The organism is Photobacterium kagoshimensis, assembly GCF_050337045.1.
In the GTDB taxonomy this organism is placed as follows: Bacteria; Pseudomonadota; Gammaproteobacteria; order Enterobacterales; family Vibrionaceae; genus Photobacterium; species Photobacterium kagoshimensis.
Window position 1 is genome coordinate 66,909 of the sequence record NZ_JAKJSO010000018.1, and the last position, 25,413, is coordinate 92,321.

Consider the following 25,413-nt stretch of genomic DNA (forward strand, 5'->3'; position numbering starts at 1 on the left):
ACCGGCATTCTGGGATACCTATGAGCTTTAGCGATTATTTAGATGACTTTATTAAGCAGCGTGACCAAAAAGGCACTGCGGCCCCCTCTTCTAACCGCGCTGCTTTTCGTCAACAACAAACAGTTGCAGACGCAACAAGCCAGAGTATTGCGCGAGAAGCGCTGGCCAAGTCACAAGAAGATGCATTCACACGTTCTTCAATCGAAACAAAAGAAGACCATTACCGTGTGAACGGTCGCTGTGTGACGCAGAATGAAGCTCAAGCGATTGCACAATTACGCGTTCAACCAACGCCTGTAAACACAAATCGCATTGCTTACATTCAGCAACTTCGAAAAGAGTTGCACTTAAAAAAACGCAGTTAGTGCTCTAGCTATTGTTTTTATAAAGCCTATAAAAAGCCACGTACGTCGTGGCTTTTTTGTACTCTCAATTTCACCTTCATAACTAAGCGATTTCCTCTTCTTATTTGCTATTAATGACGGACAAAATGCAATCGTTTGCTCTGACTAAAAATTAGCATTTTGCTGCTAAATGAATCCTTCATTATTTTTATTCACTACCAGTCATTGTTCACTTAATAATCTATTTATGCCTGGTTTGAAACTTATAAAAGGGCGAAATAGAAATAGTTGAAAAAAATATTAAAGAAAAAAACAATAAAACCACGTTTTTTATATTCAATGATGATTCATATTTGTTGCACTTGTTACAATAAAGCTAAATTTATTAACGCTGAGATTAATTAGCTGAATTGCAGGTTAAGAGATTATCGATAAAATAAAGCCCGCAATTAACTGCGTAACCAACCAAAAACCTAAACCATTGAAAGTAAAGAGGTATATTATATCTGTATATATTCCAGCACTGGTCTTGGGAAAATACATTTAAGAATACGCAATATAGAGCTTATTACGAGTTAGATAATTGAAACGGCAACTGCTTTCTACAAAACACCTAAGTTAATAGTGAATAAATCGCTGCAAGTTTACTGCATTTTTTTACATAAACACGGTGACTGCTACACTAATAATGACCATTAGGCAAGATAGGCAGGGTCACTTTTTGCCGCTAAAATTGGTCCTTAAGAAAAGTATGACAAAGAAAACATTATGAACTCACTTATTCAAATAAATGAGCTTGAATCAATGCTCATTGCGATTATCGTGCTTTTTCTCGGCTACTTTATAAATAGCAAAGTAAAGGTTCTACGCAAATATAATATCCCTGAACCAATCGTAGGTGGCTTAATCGTTGCTATCTTCGTTGCTATTATGCATGCACAAGGTGTCGATATCGCTTTTAAAGTTCCTTTGAAAGACACATTAATGCAGATGTTCTTTGCAACCGTTGGCTTAGCAGCAAGCTTCAAACTTCTTGCGCAAGGCGGTTCACGTGTATTTCTGTTTCTTGCATTAGCAACAGCATTCATCATCATCCAAAATGGTGTGGGTGTTGGTTTAAGTTCGCTATTAGGCTTAGACCCACTATTAGGTCTTATTGTTGGCTCCATCACGTTATCTGGTGGTCACGGCACGGGCGCAGCATGGTCACAAACATTTGCTAGTGAATATGGTCTCCATACATTAGAGCTGTCTATGGCTTCTGCGACATTTGGCTTGATCATGGGTGGTATTATTGGCGGCCCAGTGGCCCAACGTCTGATCAATAAATTTAACCTAAAATCAGCGTTTGGTGATGGTCAGAAGCATCATATCGAACATCCAGATCTGGTGACTTACAGCGATAAAGAAGAAGACCGTATTACATCTAAAAATACGATTGAAGTACTCTTTATCTTACTGATCTGTGTTGCAGGTGCTTCACATGTCAAAGATCTGGTCGATAGTTTTGGTATTAACTGGCTACGTATCCCTGACTTTGTGTACGCCCTCTTTATTGGCGTATTCATTACTAACGTTTGTGAAGGTACTAAAGTCTATAAAGTAAACCGAGAAACTGTTGATGCCCTTGGTACGATCTCGCTCTCCCTATTCCTTGCGATGGCACTAATGAGCCTACAGCTATGGGAATTAATGGAGTTAGCACTGCCTATGCTTATTATCCTGGCAGTACAAACACTGTTCTTAGGCCTATTCGCATACTTTGTGACATTCCGTGTAATGGGTTCAAGCTACGATGCTGCGATTATCGCAGGCGGTCATTGTGGTTTTGGCATGGGGGCGACACCAACAGCAGTGATGAACATGGGATCATTAGTATCGCGTAACGGTCCATCACCTCAAGCCTTTATGGTTGTACCTATTGTCGGTGCCTTCTTTATTGATATTGCCAACCTGGTTGTCTTACAAGGCTATATCAGCTTTATTCAATAAAAGTTAGTCATTCACTTTGTTGCTAAAAGCGTGCCTTTTATAAGGCGCGCTTTTTTGTATCTGTACATTTTGGCTACTGACGCATGCTAACGTTACTGCCAAACATGATGTTTGCAGCTATGCTTATATATGTTCACAGGGGTGCGTTTAAACAAAGCGATGTCAATAATAAACATAGTTATAGTTATACCTATCAGGCACGTAAGTGTTCGGGTTATTGCATAGCGAAAATGCCCCGCGACTTATGAGATTGGTATAACCTTCCCGATAGTATGTTTTACGGAGTAGCGATAATGTTAGATGATAATCACGCTCTTGCGATCGAGTTCCCTGAACATCAAAATACAATCCACCAACTTAAAATGGCCAATGCTAATTTCAAATCGATGACTGACAGGTACCACAAATTAGACCATGCAATAAGAGGGTTAGAAAACCAAAACCTCCCTATTGGGGATACCAGCTTTAGTCAAATGAAGCTCGAGAGAGCACAGTTAAAAGATCAAATATTTCAAATCATTGGCCAAGCAGGGAAATAGTAGAAACGGAATACAGAGGCAAGATGCTTCGGCTTAAACAATTTTAACTTTAGTTGTAACATTATATTTTGATGAAACGGGCTAATAACACAGGATCGAATCAACATTGCCAGCTAACCATTTACGCTAGTTGGCTTTTTTTTCAGTAAGACTCACCATCCCTACAATGAAGATAATATTACAATTGTAACATTGTATGTATCTGTCACTTTTGCACTTCTTTTATTGGTAGAATCCGCGCGCTTAAAACGAATATTCAACTTTTGTTGAAAATGGTTAATTTTTTTAGAGCTGTTTTGGATGCTTAACCTTAAGCCGTCCGTAGCGTGTATTGAGAGTAATAATGAAAAAGTTTGATAGAGCTATGCAAATCCTAGTAGCAGGATTTTGCATTAACTTATGTATGGGTATTCTATACGCGTGGAGTGTATTCAAAAAAGCCTTGGTTGTAGATTTAGGCTGGTCAAATGCTGATGCGTCTATGCCTTATACCGTTGCCATCATCACCTTTGCTCTATCACTTTTAGTTGCTGGTATCTTGCAAGACCGCATGGGTCCACGTCGCGTTCTTATCATGGGCGCAGTAATGGTTGGCCTAGGTATGATTGCATCAAGCTTTGCAACAACCCCTCTTATGCTAGTGCTTACTTTCGGTGTGCTAACAGGTTGTGGTATCGGCTTTGGCTACGCATGTCTAAGTCCTGCTGCTATGAAGTGGTTCCACCCTTCTAAGAAAGGCCTTGTTAATGGTCTTATCGCTGCTGGTTTTGGTCTTGCGGCTGTTTACCTAGCTCCGCTAACCTCTTCACTGATCGCGCAATACGGCATCAACACTAGTTTCCTTATCCTAGGCTGTGCGGTTCTTATTATTGCAGTGCCACTAGCTTGTACAATTAACAACCCACCAGCAGGCTACACGCCAGCACTTCCAGCAGGCCTTTCTGGCGATGCAGCGAAAGCAAGTAAGCCAGTAGATATCAACTGGCGTGGTATGCTTAAAACACCACAATTTTACTCTCTATGGTTGATGTACGCGCTAGCTTCTTCTGCTGGCCTAATGATCATCGGTAACATTACGTCTATTGCCTCTCTACAAGCTGATATTAGCGACGCCGCTTACCTGGTGGTAATCCTTGCTATCTTCAACTCTGGTGGCCGTGTTGCTGCAGGTATTCTTTCTGACAAAATCGGTGGCGTTAAAACTCTGATGCTTGCTTTCATTATGCAAGGCATCAACATGGTAATGTTCGTTACCTTCAAGAGCGACTTCACACTAATGATTGGTGCTGCTGTGGCAGGTGTGGGTTACGGTACGCTACTCGCAGTATTCCCATCTATCATCGCTGATTTCTACGGCCTTAAGAACTATGGTGCTAACTACGGTGTACTTTACACCGCTTGGGGTATCAGTGGTTTCATCGGTCCTGTACTTGCAGCTGTAGCAGTAGATACTACTGGTACTTACACAATGGCATACACCATCTGTGCAGCTATGGTCGGTGTGGCTATCTTCCTATCGTTCATCACTAAACCAGTAGATGCTGAAGCGCTAGAGAAGAAACTGGCTAACGCATAATCTGATTACTCTGTGGCTACATAGTTATTTAATTATGTAGCTAACAGTAAAAAAAAGCCCAAATACTATAAAGCATTTGGGCTTTTTTAATCGCTACATTTAATAGCGTTGATTAGAAACGATTTGCAAAAGTCAGTGCGAAAGCTTGGCTATCATATACCGCATTAAAAGCATTGCTATTAAATGACGCGTCAGCATAAACATACTTGACGCCCATATCCCACTGCTTATTCAGCTTATAATTGACACCACTCTCAGCTTCTATATAGCTGTCTGTCGACCATTTCTGATACTGCCCTTTAGCAATCAGTGACAATTTATCTGTTATCTCATAATTAAACTTCATCGCTAGATTGGGCATTAGGCGCCAACTATCTTCTTTTGCATAATTCCCACCATTCTTATCATCATCCATTTGAAACGATAAAAGGTGTGAATATAAGCCAAGACCAAAATCGGCATATAACGCATCAAATGGCTGATAACCTTTATATAGAGTGGCACCTAGCTTAATATGTTGGAAATTAGCAAGAACGTCTTGTCCTTTGTTGTATTCATTTTTCCCTAGTTTTTGATCTTTAGCTATCACACCGCGTTCACGAGAATCTGTGCTATTCAAATAAATTTCTGCGTGGTTATCATTATTCAAATCACGTTGGTAGTTCATATAAACAAATGGCTTAAACTCTCGGTCGAATTCAGGATCATCTTTAAATGCTTGTCCCGCTACTAAAGCGCCACCATTTGTTGTATGCGCACCAAGGCCTAGCTCAAAACGACTATCATATTGTATCGGTAATATTGGATGAACACCTCGCTCGGTACGTTCAGAATTAAAAGCTGCATTCTTAATTTTTATATTAACACCAACACCACCATCAACCGCCATTGATCCAACTTGGATATTTTCATCAAAATAGGGTGATACAAAATATTGATTAACTAAAATTGAAATACCCGCCGAAGCCATAACATCATCAACATGGTGACGTTTACCATGCACACGACTGTAAGCAACAAACGCCGCTGCACCATACGCAGGAATACCCCATGCTGATCCATAACGAGATTGTAGAAACGCTGCACCACTAAAAGCCGCTGCTGTATGCCCCGAAGGGAAAGAGCTGGTTCCAACTTCATTGGGACGCTGGCGTTCTGTTGATTTTTTTAGACCTTCAACAATCGTTGCACTAGCAATTGTTGAATACGTCACTTGCTTTGCACCTTCCCAATCATCATACATCCAAGCTGCAAATAATCCTGTGGCTGGCACTAACATTTGCAATACATCTCCAGCAACAACAATATCATCTTGAACGGAAGTATTTATTTGGTTTGAAGCAATAGCCTGTGGATTAGCTGACAGCGTTACTGCCACCCCTACAAGTAAAGAAATAACTGTTTTTTTCATTTTAATTTTATATTAGGTTTAATTATTATAGAAATAATTCTCTTACTGCATAATACGATAAAGAAAAATCTATTCATTGCCAAGGTGGTGAATATTACAAGAGAGCCATACAAATAAACAAGCTAAATTTAGCTTTGACTGTGTTTTAAATTGACAATCTGCTCATATAACACTCACGCGTAATAGCTCGCACGCTTAACGCCATATAAATACCCAACCATTAGCATATCTTTATTTAAAAAATACTAGACCTTGACCTTTTTAAGTTATTTCTAAGTCAGTTTTATTAAGATATTGGCCATCTTTTCATACTTATATACGTTAATTATAGGAAGTCCCGCCTATTAATCAGCTAGTATTAAGTAACACATAACTGTTTCTGTCGTTGATTTTAAGACTGCCATCACTACCTATTTAGAGTTAACCTCTCGCATTGTTATAAATGCTAAATCACTATTAAAGTTAATAACCTCTTTCATTTTTAATACGATTCTTAAACTTCTTAAATAGTCTGTTGTCACCGCATTGCCTCAGTATCAATGTTAATAACTGATACCCGATGAATCAGTCATTATTAAATAGCTGTTAGCAGCCAAGCATAATAATAATTTCGACAGGAATTTAGGAATGGCTATGAAGTATAATAATTACAGAAATAAACGGTTACTTTGCGCGATTATTTCCTCAAGCCTCTTTTCAACAACACTGGCTTTTGCAGAAATATCTCATCAACCCAACCCCGAACCTTCTCCTCCCCCCAGCAACTCACTAAAAGGCGTAGCTCCCCCAGAAGTACCAGGAATTGAACGCTATGTTAAAGACAAAAAAGCGGCAATTAAGCTTGGTAAAGCCCTATTTTGGGACATGCAGGCCGGTAGCCAGGGTCAAAGCTGTGGTTCGTGTCACTTCAGTGCGGGGGCGGATAACCGAGTCAAAAACCAAATAAGTCCAAGCGTTTTGCATGAACGCGATGAAATGGCTCGTAAATACAATATGCCGAGCTTTCCATATATGGGTTCAGGCAGTGACGGTGGCCCTAATTACACTTTGACTAGCGATGACTTCCCTCTTTACCGACTTGCCGATGAGAAGAATCGTAACTCAGAGATTCTGTACGAAACTGATGATGTCATTTCATCACAGGGCGTATCTCCAACTGAATTTGTTTCACTCTCCTTTTTTGGTCATGAAGAAAAGTGTAAAAACGTAGAAGATGTCTTCCACGTCAATGGCGTTAATACCCGTAGGGTTGAGCCACGTAATACACCAACGGTTATCAATGCCGTCTTCAACTTCCGAAACCTATGGGATGGCCGTGCAAATAATGTCTTCAATGGTGTCGATCCCTTCGGGCAGCGAAATACAGAAGCTAAAGTTCTGCGGTTTGATTTGAAATATGGCCGTATTGAACATGAAACGGTTAACCTGAAAAACTCAAGCTTAGCATCGCAAGCCGTTGGCCCTGCCGTTGATGAGTTTGAAATGGCTTGTGGTGGTAAAACCTTCCCTCATATTGGTCGCAAACTGCTTAACACGACACCATTAGCGCTTCAGCTCGTTGATCCAAAAGACAGTCAACTCGGCTGGTTATCTGCTTACCCTGCCAAAGGACTTAAAACAGATTATCGCACCTTGATTATGGATGCGTTTAATCGCGAATATTGGATGAGCCCAACAGGTAAAAATGGATTTAGCCAAATAGAGGCTAACTTCTCTTTATTTTGGGGACTCGCGATCCAGCTTTATCAAAGTACGCTTATATCTGATGATACCCGTTTTGATCGCTTCTTAGATGGCGACCAACAAGCACTTTCCATTGCTGAAAGGCGTGGACTCGGCGTCTTCTTTGGTCAAGGTCTGTGTGTACGCTGTCATGGTGGCTTAGCGTTTACAGCAGCTGCACAAGAGATAATTCCTGAAAATTTCCGTGCCGAACTTGTCGACCGGATGATCATGAGTGACAACAATAAAGCACTTTATGATACAGGTTTTTATAACATTGGTGTTCGACCAACAGAGGAAGATCTAGGCTTAGGTCGTTTAGATCCCCACGGTTATCCACTTTCATTTACACGTCAGCTACAACAAGGACTGGATGGGCAACATGTTCCAGATGACTTCGATGTTGATAGTGATAAATTTGCTGTTGATGCAGGTGTACCCGCAGGCAAAGACGAAACCAATGCAATTGATGGTGCCTTTAAAGTACCAGGGCTGCGTAATGTCGAGCTAACAGGGCCTTTCATGCATAACGGCAGCATGTCTACATTGAAGCAAGTTGTAGAGTTCTATAATCGTGGTGGTAATAGCCGAGACTTACCTGACGGCTCTAACACAACAGCTTATGGCGATACCAATACCAATCGTGACCGTGACATTAGGCCGCTGGGGCTTAATGAGCAGCAAATAGCCGACCTTGTTGCTTTCCTTAAAGCCTTAACCGATGAACGTGTTCGCTGGGAGCAAGCCCCATTTGATCACCCTCAACTGTACGTAGCAAACGGCCATGTCGGTGATGAACACGCGGTCTCGGTTAACCATGAAGGACGAGCAGAAACAGACTGGCTTGAGATCCCAGCTGTTGGTGCAGATGGACGCGCAGCGAAAGGCTTACCTGCACTAGAACCATTTCTAACCGCCAGCACCGTAGAGCCTATACCTAACGGCCCTAAAGCTATTGATGACAGTGCAACAGGCCCGTATTATCAGGCGATTACAGTTAATGTGCTTGATAATGATATATCAGATTTACCGCTTGATATTGGCTCAGTAGAAATTATTGATAAGCCAACATCAATGACAGGTAAGGTGATTAATCATCTTGATGGTAATCTGACTTATAAGGCGAACAAAAACAAAGATGTGACGATCACTTACCGAGTAAAAGATACAGCAGGTAATGTATCTAACACCGCGACGATTCAAATTAAAACGCACTGGTAATACCAACCTGACTCACTGAGCATCAGGTTATGCTAGAGAAGATTAAGCCGCTGATGAATACCACCAGCGGCTTAATTATAGGAGGAAGAATATTCATCGTCAGGTTACGGATCAGATTAAAACTCTATGCCCTTTCGCGCTTTCAAACCAATATGTAAACCATGCTTAATGCAATCCACCCGTGATACCGTATCTGCGTATTCTCGTAACTTTCTGTGTGCCGCCCTACCCGTTAAAATGACAGATTGATTAGCAGGGCGTGCTTCAAAAGCTGCTAGCATTTCATCAACATCAAGGTGTTTACGCGCCACCATATAAGTCACTTCATCAAGCAGTAACACATCAATATTAGGATCACGTAAAAAAACTAACGTTTGTTGCCACACTTCGCGGGCACGAATGCGCTCTCTTTCAGCACAGTAGCCATCTTTAAATGAACACCCGGTGTTCATTGTTACCACTGGAACACCTAACTGGATTAAGACATTTCGCTCACCGCTTTCAGCATCACCTTTTAAATACTGCACTACCGCACAGCCTTGGCCATGCCCCAAAGCACGGAAAATCATACCAAAACCTGAGCTGGTTTTTCCCTTACCATTACCTGTTAATACCAAAACACGGCGTGTATCCTTAATAGCAAGGTCTGACTTTTCATGCACTTTTACTTTCATGGCTTTATGACGCGCAGTTTGTTGTGCCAGCTGATTTTTTTCTTTAATTGTAAGCATAACTTACCTTTTGATTTCATTTCGAATCAATATATCAATTTACGTCTAAGTGGAGCAAGAATACTGAAGCGCTAACTCTAATCGTCTGAATATATTAGACAATTATGATAATACCCAATAAGTATTAATCACAAGGAATTGCTTTAAATAAAACCAATTTTTCAACCACGCCGATCCATTCACATCCCATTAATACAAGGCATTAAGATTACACAAGCCTAAATCACCTATTTACAAAGTTAATATAAAATGTGTACGCATAATTATAAGGTAACCCCTGCTCATACATAGCATTAAAAAGCGCTTTTTATTAATAACTTACACTAGAGGGAATAACGTGTTTAAATCTATTAAAACACGAATCGCAGTCAGTGCCGGCCTAGCAATGGTATTCACACTTAGCATTGCAATGGCTTTTACGACATCTTCATTTAGTAACGTACAACAACAAATTACCGCACAAGTCTCTGAACAGCTGACTCAAGCAACCAAAGACAACTTACTCGCAACCGCAAAAGAGCAAAGTAACACGTTAAATAGCCAACTAGCGCCAGTGCTTGCAAACTTAGATCAATTACAAGCGATGCTTGAATTAAGCAGCACCGCAAATGCGAGTGCAGATCTACTTGTTGATCAGTTTATCGCTGGCTTAAAAACACAGAATGAAAGTGTTTTTGCCGGTTACATGGTTTGGGAAGACAAAGTATGGAGCGATGCAACAACCGCTAACGGTATCGCTTCAGTCAACGAACAAGGTTATTTATCGCCATTCTTCTCTCCAACACCTTCTGGCGGCTTCGAGCCAGCAGCAATGGCCTCGTTCCGCAACCAAGCATTAAATAACAATGGTGAACGCATTGATGAATGGCACTTAGCGCCATTCGAGTCTGGTCAAACTTTTGTTATGGAACCGTATTACTACGATGTACGTGGTAACAAAGAACTGATCACAACCATCAGCCAGCCGTTAAAAGTGAATGGCAAAATCGTTGGCTCATTAGGTTTCGACTGGTCGCTTGCTGAATTCCAAGGCCAAAGTGAACAGCTTGCTCGCAAGCTATATCAAGGTCAGGGCGATATAATGATTACCTCATGGGACGGTAACATTATGGCGCACAGTAAAAAGGCGTCTGATGTAGGCCGTAAAGTCTCTGGCCAGACTCAACAGCAATGGACTAACATCCAAGCGCTTGCATCATCCAATCGCAACGAACTACTCACCATCGGTGACGAAATGGTTGCTGTTTCTTCTGTAAATACAACAGGAAATCCTTGGGTTGTTATTGTATCTATTCCTTCAGAAATCTTAGTAAAAGACGTCACAAACTTTACGGCTTGGAGTGAAGCACAAAGTGAACAAGCGATCTCAAAAGGCATTCTGGCAGGCGTATTAGCCGCAATCGCCGGCATTGTTGCTATGTTCGTACTCGCGACCCGTATTGGTAATATTATGGCTGAACTGGTTGATCGTATGCGTGATATTGCTGAAGGCGAAGGTGATTTAACCCACCGTATCCAAATTAATAGCGCAGATGAAACGGGTCAATTAGCACAGTGGTTTAATACTTTCCTTACTCGTATGCAAGAAACACTGCGCCACGCAACATCAACGGCTGAAAGTGTAGATACTCACGCAAGTGAAGGTCGTATTAAAGCTGATCAAGCCAAAGAAAAATTAATGACTCAGCTAAATGAAGTGAATTCATTAGCCACTGCCATTAACGAGATGAGCGCAACAGCACAAGAAGTAGCAAACTCTGCAGTACAAGCAGCAACGGCAGCTAATCAAGTTCAAACCAGCAGCCAAGATGGCATCGCTAAAATGGACTATGCTGCGACATCAGTCACCCAACTGGCTGAGCGCATTCACAACGCACAAGACCAAATTCAAAGTCTAGCCGCTTCAAGCGCCGCTATTCAGAGCATCTTGTCTGAAATCGGTGGTATTGCCGATCAAACTAACCTACTTGCTCTTAACGCCGCAATTGAAGCCGCGCGTGCTGGCGAATATGGTCGTGGCTTTGCCGTTGTAGCCGATGAAGTACGTAACTTGGCAAACCGTACTCAAAAATCGACCGAAGAGATTCAAGGCATGCTGGCTCGTCTAGAAGACGAAACGCAGTCTATCGTGACCTTAATGGTAGAAAGCCAACAGCAAGCGTCGGACACACGTGAAGAAACGCAAGCCGCGCAAATTGCACTTGAAGAAATCAATGCTGCTATCAATGTGATTAACGATATGAATAATCAGATTGCCTCTGCCGCTGAAGAGCAAAGCTCGGTAACTGAAGAAGTGAACCGTAATGTTGTCATCATTAACGAAACAGCAACCGATGCGATGGACAGCATGAATGACTCTGCAGATATCACTATTCGCCTTGCTGATAGCGCAACAGATTTACGTAAAGAGTTAAATAACTTCCGCACCTAAGCTGCTGCTATCATTAAATTTAAAAAATAATAAAAGCCAGTTAACCCTGTTAGCTGGCTTTTTCTTATTAAAGCGCCGTATACCTCAGCAAACTCACCGACTGAATCAAGATCACAACTCTGTTAATTGCCCCGCAAGTTGCAGATAACTTAACGTTAATTTAGATAATCAGCATCTTTTCACTTCTATTAATAACCGTCATAATTACTCCACAAGCCAATCAGTCGCCACGCTTATATAAAAAGTAAGGTACTCATCAAACTTGGTATTTTTTTTAAAAAAACCGCGCTGGTTAGCCAGATTGCTATAAATCAATAATTATAAAGATTACGCAGACATGAATATTACTAAGCCTTTATTTATCATAACCTCCATGGCGCTTCTTGCCGCTTGTGGTGGAGAGTCAGGTGGTGATGCAGACACCCAAAAACCTGTTACTCCCAGCATTCCCGTAGAACCAGAAAAACCTGATGTAACCAAACCTATGCCGCCAGTTTCCCAGCTACGCTTACTGGCAACTGCAGAAACATCGGTGACCTTAGGTTGGCAAGACGCTCACAATGCATCAGGCTACTATGTAAACCGTGACGGCCAACAAATCGCGGTGATCAAACAAGGCTTCCACACATTTACAGACAATGGCTTAACCGCTAATCAAAGCTACCTCTATGAAGTATTAAGCTTTAATGATGATGGTAAAGTGTCTGAACCGATTAGCTTTAAAGCCACACCGCAAGCCAACGATGCGCCTGAGATTACCAGTCAGCCAACGCCTATTGTGTTAGCTGCAGATGCACCTCGTGGTTACTCAGTGAGTCAAATACTCGCGACAGATAAAAACCATGATCCATTGACTTACCACCTTGCGACAGCTGATGCTCAACGTTTCTTTAGCATTAATGAACAAGGGATACTTTCGGTAAAAGCCTCCCCTGTTGAACTGGCCAATAAAGTCATGCGAGTGCTGGTTGAAGTCAGTGATGGATTAAGCGTCTCAACGACCGAGCTGAAACTTGGCTTTATCAGCAAACAACAAAAAGGGGTACATCGTGAGGTGTATACTGGTGCCAACATGCATGGCAACCTTGCTTCGCTTAAAGTCCACCCGACCTACCCGCAAGCCCCTTCTTCGGTCAGCACTGAAGTAAATTTTTCATCACCTCGTAATACCGCAAACTGGTACGGGCAGCGTATGTCTGCCTATATTATTCCGCCTGTTACCGGCGACTATCAATTCTGGATCGCGGCAGATGATGAAGCAGAACTGCTACTCAGTAGCACCACCAGTGAAAAAGACTTCACTAAGATAGCCGCAGCCCCAACGCACACCTCGATCAACCAATGGGATAAAAGTCCTGAACAACAATCTACGCTGATCACGCTCGAAGCGGGCAAGCCTTATTTGTTACGTGCGATAATGGCTGAAGGTGGTGGTGCTGATTTTGTCGATGTCGCTTGGGCCATCCCAGGAAGTGCACGCGAAATCATTACTACTGACTACCTACTCCAGCCTGTTGATACTGAAAACCCAACGGCTATCAGTGGTTTTAACTGGTTGAAAAAAAGCAAAAATGACATTTTATTAGAATGGTTAGCAGCCTCTGACAATGTCGGCGTCGATTACTACGCTGTTTATAACAATGGTAAATTACTCACGACAGTCAATGGGCTAAACCTTGAGTTAACAGGGCTAACAAGTGACACCCGCTATAACATTACCGTTAAAGCCGTTGATAAAGCGGGGAATGAATCTGCCAGCAGTCAAACTGGGGTTATTATCATTAACGATATTATCCCACCATCGCCCGTCAATCAGGTTACACTGACCAATATCAGTCACGATAGCTTGACGGCTAACTGGGTGGCACCTGACGACGCGCGCCAAGCTAACCTACTCTACAGAATTTATGCGAATGGCAAACTTGCTGGCCAAACCTATGCCACTCACTACCCACTAACGGCACTCGAGGCAAACCAGCTCTATAAAATCCAAATTGAATCCATCGATGCAGCGGGTAATAGCAGCGCGTTATCAAATGAGCAACAAGCCACGACATTGGATCTCGCAGCAGGTACACCGACCTTTAACTATGCTTCTTATACGTTTGCTTTTGCTAACAATAGCCTCGCTAACAGTCAAGTGGGGGCACTTTCTTATACCAGTAACAACCCACCAGTCTTTAGCATTGAATCAGGTAACAATGATGGTTACTTCGCTATCGATGACCAAGGCAATATCAAGATCGTAAAAGCACTTTCCACGACAACAGCTGCCAATACGCCAAGCTTCTTGCTCACAGTTCAAATTAAAGATGGTGCTTTAAGTACCACATCAAAAGTTAAAATCATTGCTCTTGCCGCTGCGCAACTGCAACAACATGGCGTGCTGCAGCAAGTTTGGACGGGGATTTCTGGCAACTCAATCAACGACATCAACACTCTAGCACCAATTTCATCGCAAGCCGTATTGCCTGAATTTAAAAGTATTGCAGGCATGGGTGACAACTATGGCCAGAAAATCTCTGGCTATTTGCGCGTACCCGAAACAGGCCAGTACAACTTCTGGGTTGCCTCTGACGATGGCAGCGAACTGCGTATTAGTGAAGACCTAACGCCAGAAAAAGGCGTGGTTGCTGCACGAATCAATGGCTATACCTCTATCGACAATTGGAGCAACCACTACCAAGTTACCAAAAACATACAGCTCAATGCGGGTCAGCTTTACTACATTGAAGCCATGCACAAAGAAGGCGGCGGTGGTGACCACTTATCAGTGGCATGGCAAGGGCCAAGTATTACTAAGCAGCTATTAAAAGGGGATAACTTAATCCCGCATAGTAGTCTCTACCCTGCAATGGCAATCATCGAAAATGGTTATCAGAGTGGCTTAACCAGCTATGGCAACCAAATCACTGTTGATTTCTTGCTTGATCAAAGCGCTGTCGATGGCGATGTATGGGTCTATTACGGAGAAAGAGATGCGGGCAATAATGCCCAAGGCTGGCAATACCGCATCAAGCTTAGCGATTTAAGAGAAGGTAAAAACAAAGCAATATTAGACAATATCCTCCCTGGCCGTCGTTACTATGTGCGCATTGAAACCCAAGGTGCAGCGGGAAGTTCATGGACATCAACCCCAGTGATTGTCGATACCGTAGTGATCGATGAAAGCAAGGTAGCAGGTGAAGCACTGCCGCGTTCAATTGCGCTATCGGTCACCCATGAAGGCAAGCAATACGACCTTTCTCTCACCAAGCATTCTGTTCGTTCGCCGCATTATCAGTTACTCACTTACGATGAAAGACGCGAACAACAGTTTATGCCTGTTGTGCCTATGCCCGAAGTACGCACATACCGCGGCGTTGTAGATAATGACCAAACACTCACAGTAACGGGTGTTGTAGATACCAATGGCAAAATGTACCTCTCTTTATGGGGAGGGGATCGCCTTCGCTGGACTCATGACATAAGTATTAAAGATCGCATTAATAAAGATGCGCTGGGTAATAGTGAAATCACCAATGACGAGCTCATCATCGATTTTGATATGCCTGTCATGACAAATAATCGTTTGTACTTGCCACAACCTGGGCTTGATTTTCATAACAATCTAGGGCGGATCACCTTCACGCACAATAACTCTCAGTTCGTTGCCAATGCAGGTAGCAACATCACCAATGCGGTCGCTCAAATGGAAGGGCATATTAATGAACTTGATTATGCTTGGGCGCAAAAAACAGGCCTTCGCTGGGATATTGCTCGATCATTAATTGAAGTAAATGGAGATTCAAGCAAAGCCACCGACCCACGCCCTGCCGCTCGCGATGCTGCAAACTTTTCAATTCAATTTCAAGATCCGAAAAACGGTGGCTATTGCTGGGGCGGTGGCGACTGGGTCGGCTGTGTGGCTAACTACCGAATGAACTGGGGTTTCATCCATGAGATCGGTCATAACTTTGGTTTAGGCCATGGCGAGCAAACCGATAACAACGAACAAATCCAAAACCCATCAACCCATATGGGTAACATGCAGGCATGGAAAACAACGAGTCGCTTACAGCATGGCTCCAAGTTCAAAGCTGCTACAGCGCTTACTGATCCTATGCTACCAGCCACATTTAAAGACTACATCACGGTATATCAAAACGAATCTGGCTCAGTGAATCCACTGGCCAACGACTTTGATGCCAACGGTGAAATATTACACATCAGTCACTTTGACCGCACGACAGCAAAAGGTGGCACAGTTACTCAAGCAGGTAACACCCTGCATTACACCCCACCCGCTGATTTTATCGGTGTCGATCAGCTCCGCTATACGGCAACAGATGGACAATTTGAAACCACAGGCCCAATTCAGATCCAAGTGATCAAGCGCGACATCGCGGGCGATTGGGATCTGGATACCTTAGATGGCAATATCATCAAAGATGGCTCAACTAATCACTACGATTTAACCGCGCCAGATATCGATAAGATCACAGGCAAAGATATTCTCAATGCGCAAGTTTCTGGTCCAATGAATGGCAATGGCCTCACGATTCCATTAATCGCGTCAACCAAGATGGAGAACGATGCGCTTGGCCACGCCTTATTACCACACACTCTCGATCCTGGTCATAAAAGCTTTAGTGCATCGATGTGGTTCAAAATGAGTAAAGCCGATGGTAATAAGCTTTTGATTGGCAAATCTTCAGCTGGCCCCAACAACATGCAGTACGGCGGTTGGGAAATTCGCTCTACTACGACAGGCGTTGAAATGCAGGTCAGTTTCCGTGACCGACTGATGAAAGATAATAAAGTCATCATCAGCCAAGTTGCCTCCATTGATGATGAACAATGGCACCACGTAGCCATGGTAATAGATCGCGAGAACAACAAGCTGCAAGGCTACTTAGATAATGTGATGTTTGAAGGAGACTTACTCGCCAGCCAAGAGCCTATCATGGCGGCGATGAACAGCTCTGGCTACGGTGGTGGTTCACCTTTCAAAGTGGGAGGACATACTGCGGTTGTTTGTGCAGAAAACCAAACCGAGGACTGCCAGATCACCGAGGTTCAAGCATTTGACAGTGTCAAGGTGTACCACAAAGCACTGACGGCAGCAGAAGTATCCGCCTTGTTTTCTCAGTACTAAGCACTAAACATCAAACGGGCTCATCCTCTTGAGCCCGTATTTTCCTGATCAATTCCTGCCAATACCACTCATTTTTAGCTAATAACCTGCTCGATTTCCCACGCAAGCAAAAATACCCGAGCCACCCCCTTCTGTGACTTAGCTCTCACATCTATTATTTGTTCAATATATCTGTATAATTCGCCCGCTATTAATTCGTGCTTTCATTTCTGTTGATTTGGCATATCTGACTAAGCAATTAGCCCACCTTATACCTAGGAAGACTCCTTTGATTTCAACCGCTAACATCACCATGCAATTTGGCGCCGAGCCTTTATTTGAAAATATTTCTGCTAAGTTTGGTAACGGCAACCGTTACGGCTTAATCGGAGCCAATGGATGTGGTAAATCGACATTCATGAAGATTCTTAGTGGTGCTCTTACTCCGAGCTCTGGCAACGTCTCTATTACTCCGGGGCTAAAACTTGGCGTACTAAGCCAAGACCAGTTTGCTTTCGAGCAACACAACGTTATCGACGTTGTGATCATGGGTGACCGTAAGCTATGGGAAGTCAAAAAAGAACGTGACCGCATCTACTCGCTACCAGAAATGAGCGAAGAAGACGGCATGAAAGTCGCAGAACTTGAAAGTGAGTTCGCAGAAATGGATGGCTACACAGCAGAAAGCCGTGCAGGTGACATCTTGCTTCAAGCGGGTATTGAAGAAGAATTCCATTTTGGCCTTATGCAGCAAGTCGCGCCAGGTTGGAAGCTACGTGTGCTACTGGCTCAAGCACTGTTTGCAAACCCAGACATTCTGTTACTGGATGAACCAACCAACAACTTGGATATTCATACCATTAGCTGGCTTGCTGAAGAGTTGAACCAGCGTAAATGTACGATGATCATCATTTCGCATGACCGCCACTTCCTAAACTCTGTATGTACCCACATGGCAGACATCGACTACGGTGAGCTGCGTATTTACCCAGGTAACTACGAGTACTTCCTTGAAGCATCGGGTCTTATCCGTGAACAGCTATTAGCCAGTAATGCAAAAAAAGCGGCTGAAATTAGTGAGCTGCAAGACTTCGTTAACCGATTTGGTGCAAACGCTTCTAAAGCGAAGCAAGCAAGTTCACGTGCGAAGAAAATGGATAAGATCAAGCTAGACGAAGTAAAATCAACCAGCCGAATTAGCCCATCGATTGATTTTGGCGAAGGTAAAAAGCTACACCGCCAAGCACTTGAACTTCAAGATTTAGGCCATGCTTTTGATGACGAGTTACTGTTCGAAAATGGTAACTTACTGTTAGAAGCAGGCACGCGCTTAGCCGTTATTGGTGAGAATGGTGTAGGTAAAACCACCCTACTTCGCTGCTTGGTTAACGATCTAGAGCAAAAAGAAGGCGTCGTTAAGTGGTCTGAAAACGCCTCTATCGGTTACTGCCCGCAAGATAGCACAGCAGATTTCGACAACGATTTAAGCATCTTCGATTGGATCTCTCAGTGGCGCACCACTAAGCATGATGATTTGATGGTTCGCGGTATTTTGGGCCGCTTATTGTTTACCGCTGATGATGCCAACAAGAAAGCGAAGAACTGCTCTGGTGGTGAAAAGAACCGCCTATTGTTTGGTAAATTGATGATGCAAGATATCAATGTGCTCGTTATGGATGAACCCACGAACCACATGGATATGGAAGCTATTGAAGCACTAAACAACGCCCTGAAAAACTACCAAGGCACACTTATTTTTGTTAGCCACGACCGTGAATTTGTTTCATCGCTTGCGACATCAATCATTGACGTAAAAGACAAAAAGCTAGTGAACTTCCAAGGAACGTATGACGAATACCTTGCGCATCAGAAAAAAATGTTAGCAACAGCATAACGTATACTTAAACACTCAAAAGCCGCTGCTCTGTCAGCGGTTTTTTTAAGCTTCAACTCCCTATTAAAGCACAGTAAAAATAATAGATGCATGCTGATATCAACTTTGAAAATAAATCAGACATCTATACCACCCGCCAATATTAACCTCGAAGCATAATTTTTTGACTCGCTCAGCCCTGAACGAAAATAAAAAAAATTAATAAAGTTTCAACAAATGACACAGCGGCATAAAAATGCTAAATAGTACCTACGGTTGTAAATAATAGCCTTGAGCATCCATTTTTTAAAATAAAATGCTACCAAATGCACATTAATGGATATTTCTCAACGACTGGCTAACCGTTAGCAAACACATAGCTGGATACATAACATGAAATTAATATTGAAACTGATCGCCGGTATTGTTGCCGGTATATTACTTGGCTTTTTTGCTCCCGATGAAATCGTGCGCATACTGCTGACCGTAAAAGCCATTGGTGGCCAACTTATCGGGTTTACTATCCCGTTAATCATTCTTTTTTATATCACCAGTGGTATTGCAAGCTTACCGAAAAACTCAGGTAACTTACTGGGTAAAACCGTGGCACTGTCATACGGATCAACGATCATTGCAGGTAGCTTAGCGTTTATTGTTGCTAGCTCTGTTATCACAGGTATTCCTAGCCCAGAGCAAACCACGGTTGATGCAGGCGCTAAACTAACCAGCTTTATTAGCCTAGAAATTCCACCGATGTTTGGCGTAATGACAGCATTAGCAACTGCTTTCTTATTTGGCTTAGGTATCAGTGTTACTAACAGTGTTCGCCTAAAAGAAATTGCCGATGATGGCCGTGGCATCATTGATCTGCTGTTATCGAAAGTTATCATTCCACTACTGCCATTCTATATTTCAGGTATTTTTGCTGAAATGGCAGCAGAAGGAACCGTATTCACGACCCTGAAAACATTTGGTGTTGTCCTAGCGCTGGCTGTGTTCATGCACTGGGTATGGATCACCATTCAATACACAATCACAGGTTTAGCGTTGGGCCTTTCTCCAATCAAGCTGATCAAGAACATGCTTCCAGCATACTTCACAGCTATTGGTACCATGTCTTCTGCTGCAACTATTCCTGTTACCTTGCGCCAAACCAAAAACAATGGTGTTGATGAGTCGATTGCTAATTTCACCATTCCATTGTGTGCCACTATTCATCTGTCTGGCTCCACTATTACGCTAGTCACTTGCTCAACAGCAGTCATGGCGCTTAGCCAACATATTGCCCTGCCTTCATTACTGGAAATGCTACCTTTTATCATGATGCTAGGTATTACCATGATCGCAGCACCAGGTGCGCCAGGCGGCGGTGTTATGGCAGCATTAGGATTAATGGCATCAATGCTTGGATTTGGTGAAGCAGAACTGGCACTGATGATTGCGCTATACATGGCACAAGACAGCTTTGGTACTGCATGTAACATCACAGGTGATGGTGCAATTTCACTTTGGGTCAATAAATTTGCTCAAAAACAACCCACATCAACGGCACAAGTCCAACAAGCTGATTAACAGCATAAGGGCCAAAAGATAAAATCACCATAAAGCCGCTGCACTTCAACTTCAGCGGCTTTTCTATACAATAAGTAAAAAGTTACCACTAAACTCCTCCTCGAATATCTATCATTACTCTACTTAACAGCGCACAAATACGTTAAAATACCGCGCTATTATCTTAGCTCTGAGCCTTTTATCTTAATGACTACTGCCACAACGCCAGCCAACTTCACGGAACTTGGCCTTATTTCACCTCTTTTAAATCGATTAACTGAGCTGGAATATCAACAGCCAACCCCTATTCAAGCGCAAGTTATCCCAAGTGTATTAATAGGACGTGACTTAATTGCAGGCGCTAACACTGGCTCGGGTAAAACAGCCGCTTTTGCATTGCCTATTTTGCAACACCTTGCGACACAGAGTGATCGTTCTTCTGGCGGAAAAGGTAACTACGTTAGTGGACTAATTTTGGTTCCTACCCGTGAACTTGCTAAGCAAGTTGCTGATAGCATTAAGTCTTACGCTACGCATTTTAATGGTGTGATTAAAACCGTTGCCGTTTTCGGTGGTGTATCCGCCAATACACAAATGCTTGCGCTACGTGGCGGCACTGACATTCTGGTTGCAACGCCAGGCCGTCTACTTGATTTGATTTCAAGCAATGCCATCAAGCTAGATAAGGTCAAAACCTTAGTGCTGGATGAAGCAGACCGTATGTTAAGCCTTGGCTTTACTGAAGAACTTGCCAAGTTACTGGCATTATTACCGAAGAAAAAGCAGACCTTACTCTTTTCTGCAACCTTCCCAGAACAGGTTCAAGCCTTAACCCAAGAGCTACTTACCGATCCTGTAGAAGTACAGCTACAAAGTACAGATGCTAGCACCCTAGTTCAACGTGTTTTCACCGTTAACAAAGGTGAGAAAACAGCGGTACTATCGCATTTGATCAAACAGCACCAATGGCGACAAGCGCTAATTTTTGTTAACGCTAAAAATAGCTGTGAGCACTTAGCTGACAAACTACACAAGCGCGGCATTAATGCTGAAGTATTCCACGGCGATAAAGGCCAAGGCGCACGTACTCGCGTACTTGATGCATTTAAATCAGGCGAGATTGAAGTATTAATTGCGACAGATATCGCGGCGCGTGGTTTAGACATTGAAAAGCTGCCCGTTGTGATCAACTTTGATTTACCACGTAGTCCATCAGACTACATGCACCGCATTGGTCGAAGTGGTCGTGCAGGCGAGGTGGGGTTAGCACTATCATTGATTGATTATGAAGATTACCACCATTTCAAAATCATCGAGAAGAAGAACAAAATCCGTCTTGAGCGTGAGCAAGTTGAAGGCTTCAAAGTGGATGAGAACATCACGGCAGAACTTCTAGCAGCGATTAAGCCAGTGGCTAAACCTGAAGGCACTGGTAAGAAGAAGCGTAAAAACAAAGCATCATCAAATATCGATGTGTGGTTAAACAACTTTTAATCTAACCTCTTTCAATAACGCTTTTTAATCACTGAGCCCAGCATTTGCTGGGCTTAATTATATGCGCTAGCCTCCTAATTCGGCTGCTATTATTAGAACGGATGTTTTCCGTAATTAGTATTGATTAATGGAGTCATCCAGCTCACAGGCACTTTGATGATAATGCAACTTTAACCAAAAGGTGCACACTATGATTGGCAAAGGATACAAAGATTACATTAAATCCGCTCAAACAAAAGATGCTCGCACCTTTGATATCATCATCATTGGTTCTGGAACCGGGGGTATGAGTGCCGCCTCCTTCCTAGCCCAAGCGGGAAAACGCGTACTTCTGTTGGAACAACATAACGTACTCGGGGGATATACCCATACGTTTGCCCGCAAGGGGTATGTCTGGGATGTGGGTTTGCACTATGTGGGCCAAGTTCATATCGAAGGAACCGTATTAAACAAGGTCTTCCGCTATATTTCGAAAGACAAACTCAAATGGGCTCCCCTTGATGACATTTATGATAGGGCGGTCTTTGGCAACGACGAATACGTGTTCCCCAGAGGACGAGAAAACCTTAAGGCCAAGCTTAAGCAATACTTCCCAGAAGAACAAAACAGGGCCTCAATCGATAAGTACTTCGCCTTACTCGATGAAGCCCAAAAACTTGGTAGCGGTTATTACATTGAAAAGACCCTCCCCCCATTGCTATCACAAATTTTTGGTGACTTTCTTCGTCGCAGCACGCTCAAATTCTCCGACAAAACCACATTAGAAGTATTAAGGGGAATTACCGACAATCCCAAACTGATTGGCGTATTGACCTGTCAATATGGTGATTACGGTTTAGAGCCATCAAAGAGCAGTTTTTACATGCATGCACTGCTTGCTAATCACTATATCGAAGGGGCTGCTTATCCTATTGGCGGAGCATCAAAGCTCACCGAGTCCATCGTGCCGATTATTGAGCAGTCAGGAGGCGTGGCCTTAACACAGGCTGAAGTACACGAAATTATCGTCGAGAACAATAAAGCCATTGGCGTTAGTATGAATGACGGAGAAACGTTTCACGCCAAGACTATTGTTAGCTCGACTGGTATTGTGAATACCTATTCGCATTTATTACCCAAAGAAGTGCGCCAAAGGCATCAGCTAGACAAGCTTATAGACAAGTTAGAGCCAGCAACGGCCCATGTCGGATTATACGTTGGTATCAAAGCGTCCCCCGCGACATTAAATTTACCTAAATGCAATTATTGGATTTTTCCTCGGCAGTACGATCATGACCGAGGCCGAGCTGAATACAAGGATTTTTCCTCCACGCTTCCAGTATCTTTTGTTTCATTCCCTTGGGCAAAAGACCCCTCAGCAGAACAAACACACCCCAACAGAAGCACCGCCGAAGTTGTCATTTTGGTGCCCTATCACTGGTTTGAACAATGGGAAAACACGAAATGGCAGAACCGTGGCGCAGAATATACAGCGATCAAAGAACAATTAGCGCAACAAATGTTGGAGCAGCTCTATCGGGTGGCACCGCAACTGGAAGGAAAAATCGATTATTACGAAGTCTCTACCCCGCTCAGTACGCGCCATTTCTCGCACCATGAGCACGGGGAGATCTATGGCCTTGCCCATTCACCACAGCGCTTCCGACAAAAGTTTCTGCGCGTTTCTACGCCAGTCACGAATTTATTTCTCTCAGGGCAGGATGTCATGACGGCAAGTATCGCGGGGGGCACTATGGCAGGGCTGCTATGCGCGTCGACAATTTTAAAGAAAAACCTACTATGGACAGTCCACAAAACAATACGATAGATCTCAATCAACGCATTGCCATTCTGGGAGCTGGTGCGGCTGGGCTCAGTGCCGCAGAAGCCCTGAAGCAAAAAGGCTATAAGCACATCACGGTCTTCGAGCGCACCGATCATGCTGGCGGAAAATGCCTGAGTGTCGAACTCGGCTCAAAAACCTACGAACTCGGGGCGGGTATTGTCACGGAGAATAACACCGTCCCTCTCCGACTGGCCAAACAATATGGTATCCCCATCGAGCTAACTCATTTTGGCCAGAGTATTTTTGTCGACAAAAGCGGTCAGCAAATCGCGACGCAATCACTGGTGCACAAGCTCAAAGTGCTCTGGCAGCTGTTTTTCCGCTACCGACGTATTCTCAAGCAATATAAAGAGCTGGAATCACCCGGATTTCACAATCTTTCCCCAGCGATTTCTGTACCGTTTGACCAATTTGCCAAAGAGAAAAAGATTACTGACTTAGCCAACATCTTCAGTTTGTTTCTCTCCGGCTTCGGCTATTGCTACTCCGATCATGTGCCAACGGCTTATGTTTTGAAATACGTCAACTGGAAGACCATTGTGGCTTACTTGAAAAGCCAAGTTTATATCTTTCCCGACGGAATACAGGGGCTATGGACACGTGTTGCAAAAGAGCATGATGTCCGATTTAAGGCCGAGATCACCCAAATTAACAGAGGTGAAATAATCACAATTCATTCACAGGCAGGGGAAGAAGAATTCGATAGGCTTATCGTCACCTCGCCATTGGACGAAGCGGCTTTGTTTATGAACTTGAGTAATCAAGAGCAAGTACAGTTTAAAAAAATCATGTACCTTGATTATCAAACCATTCTTTGCACAGTTAACGGTTTTGTTGAAAAGGACGGCTACGTACCAGAGAACTTCGTTAGAGAGCGAGAGGGACATCCTGTTTTCTGGTATTACAGACAGACTGGGCAGCCAATCTATTCTTTTTACGTTCTAACAGATAAAAACATCAGCGAAAGAGATGTCACTGATAATCTTAGAAATTTTGTCCGCCAGATGGGAGGAGAGATAGCGTCAATTCATCAATTCATTCACTGGAAATACTTCCCTCATGTCGAATCCGATGAAATGAACGATGGTTTTTATGACAAACTCGATAAGATACAAGGAGATCAGCATACCTACTACGCCGGCGAGATATTCAATTTTAGCTGTGTGGGATTTACTAGCGAATATGCAGAATATATCGTAAATCGGTATTTTTAATTAAGACAGTATGAAACCTTCACTTTGGCCAAACGTAAAAAAGCCAGCAATTAAGCTGACTTCTTTGAATATGGCGGAGCGCTTTGGGTATGGCGGATTTGGTACAAATCCTTTCCACTTCGCTCAAACGTAAAAAAGGCGCTAATAAATTAGCGCCTTCCTTGAAAGTGGCGGAGAGATAGGGATTTACTGCTCGCAAGCTCGCGCCCTTCGGGCTATTGCCTTTTCGCGCCTTCGGCACGGGCAATGTGCTTTCGCTTCGCTCAGGTGAACCCTGCTCTAGGGTTCGGCACCCTATCTCTAATCATAAATTTTAGACGAAAAAAAACCGCTGAAGTTTCAGCGGTTTTTTCGAATATGGCGGAGCGCTTTG

Annotated in this window: 14 protein-coding genes; 12 read left to right on the forward strand and 2 right to left on the reverse strand. The window is 43.2% G+C overall.

Features of this window, described 5'->3' with window-relative positions:
* The first annotated feature begins 20 nt into the window (after positions 1 to 20).
* From L4C35_RS17155 to L4C35_RS17170, 4 genes are all read left to right on the forward strand, one after another.
* Positions 21 to 365 (forward strand): hypothetical protein, encoded by a 345-nt coding sequence (locus tag L4C35_RS17155; protein ID WP_428464036.1) that lies wholly within the window; start codon positions 21 to 23, stop codon positions 363 to 365.
* Positions 366 to 1,112: 747 nt separating this feature from the next.
* The gene (gene gltS / locus L4C35_RS17160; protein ID WP_428464037.1) at positions 1,113 to 2,336 is read left to right on the forward strand and encodes a sodium/glutamate symporter; all 1,224 of its coding nucleotides are present in this window, start codon (positions 1,113 to 1,115) and stop codon (positions 2,334 to 2,336) included.
* A gap of 293 nt (positions 2,337 to 2,629) precedes the next feature.
* Positions 2,630 to 2,875, forward strand: a complete 246-nt coding sequence (locus L4C35_RS17165; protein WP_428464038.1) for an HP1242/YdcH family protein — start codon at positions 2,630 to 2,632, stop codon at positions 2,873 to 2,875.
* 343 nt (positions 2,876 to 3,218) lie between these two features.
* Positions 3,219 to 4,451 carry an L-lactate MFS transporter gene (locus L4C35_RS17170; RefSeq protein ID WP_428464039.1) on the forward strand — a complete coding sequence of 411 codons (1,233 nt, stop codon included), beginning with the start codon at positions 3,219 to 3,221 and terminating at the stop codon, positions 4,449 to 4,451.
* Positions 4,452 to 4,563: 112 nt separating this feature from the next.
* On the opposite strand, the gene L4C35_RS17175 is transcribed toward L4C35_RS17170, so the two are convergent.
* Complete coding sequence (locus L4C35_RS17175; RefSeq protein WP_428464040.1) at positions 4,564 to 5,862, reverse strand: phosphatase PAP2 family protein; 1,299 nt, start codon at positions 5,860 to 5,862, stop codon at positions 4,564 to 4,566.
* A 633-nt stretch (positions 5,863 to 6,495) separates the two neighbouring features.
* Here L4C35_RS17175 and L4C35_RS17180 point away from each other — a divergent pair.
* Complete coding sequence (locus L4C35_RS17180; RefSeq protein WP_428464041.1) at positions 6,496 to 8,805, forward strand: cytochrome-c peroxidase; 2,310 nt, start codon at positions 6,496 to 6,498, stop codon at positions 8,803 to 8,805.
* Between the two features lie 116 nt (positions 8,806 to 8,921).
* Here L4C35_RS17180 and L4C35_RS17185 read toward each other — a convergent pair whose 3' ends face one another.
* On the reverse strand, positions 8,922 to 9,536 hold the full coding sequence (locus L4C35_RS17185) for a cob(I)yrinic acid a,c-diamide adenosyltransferase (RefSeq protein ID WP_428464042.1): 615 nt from the start codon (positions 9,534 to 9,536) through the stop codon (positions 8,922 to 8,924).
* Positions 9,537 to 9,873: 337 nt separating this feature from the next.
* On the opposite strand from L4C35_RS17185, the gene L4C35_RS17190 reads away from it, so the two are divergent.
* The 7 genes from L4C35_RS17190 to L4C35_RS17220 all read left to right on the forward strand — a co-directional run bounded on the left by L4C35_RS17190 (position 9,874) and on the right by L4C35_RS17220 (position 25,040).
* Positions 9,874 to 11,967: a methyl-accepting chemotaxis protein gene (locus tag L4C35_RS17190; RefSeq protein ID WP_428464043.1), complete on the forward strand. Its 2,094-nt coding sequence runs from the start codon at positions 9,874 to 9,876 to the stop codon at positions 11,965 to 11,967.
* 337 nt (positions 11,968 to 12,304) lie between these two features.
* Positions 12,305 to 17,104 (forward strand): fibronectin type III domain-containing protein, encoded by a 4,800-nt coding sequence (locus L4C35_RS17195; protein WP_428464044.1) that lies wholly within the window; start codon positions 12,305 to 12,307, stop codon positions 17,102 to 17,104.
* 268 nt (positions 17,105 to 17,372) lie between these two features.
* Positions 17,373 to 18,977 (forward strand): ABC-F family ATPase, encoded by a 1,605-nt coding sequence (locus tag L4C35_RS17200; protein ID WP_428464045.1) that lies wholly within the window; start codon positions 17,373 to 17,375, stop codon positions 18,975 to 18,977.
* A gap of 372 nt (positions 18,978 to 19,349) precedes the next feature.
* Complete coding sequence (locus tag L4C35_RS17205; protein WP_428464046.1) at positions 19,350 to 20,528, forward strand: dicarboxylate/amino acid:cation symporter; 1,179 nt, start codon at positions 19,350 to 19,352, stop codon at positions 20,526 to 20,528.
* A gap of 186 nt (positions 20,529 to 20,714) precedes the next feature.
* The gene (locus tag L4C35_RS17210) at positions 20,715 to 22,001 is read left to right on the forward strand and encodes a DEAD/DEAH box helicase (protein WP_428464047.1); all 1,287 of its coding nucleotides are present in this window, start codon (positions 20,715 to 20,717) and stop codon (positions 21,999 to 22,001) included.
* A 190-nt stretch (positions 22,002 to 22,191) separates the two neighbouring features.
* Positions 22,192 to 23,808 (forward strand): phytoene desaturase family protein, encoded by a 1,617-nt coding sequence (locus L4C35_RS17215; protein ID WP_428464048.1) that lies wholly within the window; start codon positions 22,192 to 22,194, stop codon positions 23,806 to 23,808.
* On the forward strand, positions 23,781 to 25,040 hold the full coding sequence (locus tag L4C35_RS17220; protein WP_428464049.1) for an FAD-dependent oxidoreductase: 1,260 nt from the start codon (positions 23,781 to 23,783) through the stop codon (positions 25,038 to 25,040). Before L4C35_RS17215 ends, L4C35_RS17220 begins: the two co-directional genes overlap by 28 nt.
* The last annotated feature ends 373 nt before the right edge of the window (positions 25,041 to 25,413 follow it).

Excerpts from the sequence above, each read along its gene's own strand:
- L4C35_RS17155 (WP_428464036.1), top strand. The coding sequence starts at position 21 with ATGAGCTTTAGCGATTATTTAGATGACTTTATTAAGCAGCGTGACCAA.
- gltS (WP_428464037.1), top strand. The coding sequence starts at position 1,113 with ATGAACTCACTTATTCAAATAAATGAGCTTGAATCAATGCTCATTGCG.
- L4C35_RS17165 (WP_428464038.1), top strand. The coding sequence starts at position 2,630 with ATGTTAGATGATAATCACGCTCTTGCGATCGAGTTCCCTGAACATCAA.
- L4C35_RS17170 (WP_428464039.1), top strand. The coding sequence starts at position 3,219 with ATGAAAAAGTTTGATAGAGCTATGCAAATCCTAGTAGCAGGATTTTGC.
- L4C35_RS17175 (WP_428464040.1), bottom strand. The coding sequence starts at position 5,862 with ATGAAAAAAACAGTTATTTCTTTACTTGTAGGGGTGGCAGTAACGCTG.
- L4C35_RS17180 (WP_428464041.1), top strand. The coding sequence starts at position 6,496 with ATGAAGTATAATAATTACAGAAATAAACGGTTACTTTGCGCGATTATT.
- L4C35_RS17185 (WP_428464042.1), bottom strand. The coding sequence starts at position 9,536 with ATGCTTACAATTAAAGAAAAAAATCAGCTGGCACAACAAACTGCGCGT.
- L4C35_RS17195 (WP_428464044.1), top strand. The coding sequence starts at position 12,305 with ATGAATATTACTAAGCCTTTATTTATCATAACCTCCATGGCGCTTCTT.
- L4C35_RS17205 (WP_428464046.1), top strand. The coding sequence starts at position 19,350 with ATGAAATTAATATTGAAACTGATCGCCGGTATTGTTGCCGGTATATTA.
- L4C35_RS17210 (WP_428464047.1), top strand. The coding sequence starts at position 20,715 with ATGACTACTGCCACAACGCCAGCCAACTTCACGGAACTTGGCCTTATT.
- L4C35_RS17215 (WP_428464048.1), top strand. The coding sequence starts at position 22,192 with ATGATTGGCAAAGGATACAAAGATTACATTAAATCCGCTCAAACAAAA.
- L4C35_RS17220 (WP_428464049.1), top strand. The coding sequence starts at position 23,781 with ATGGACAGTCCACAAAACAATACGATAGATCTCAATCAACGCATTGCC.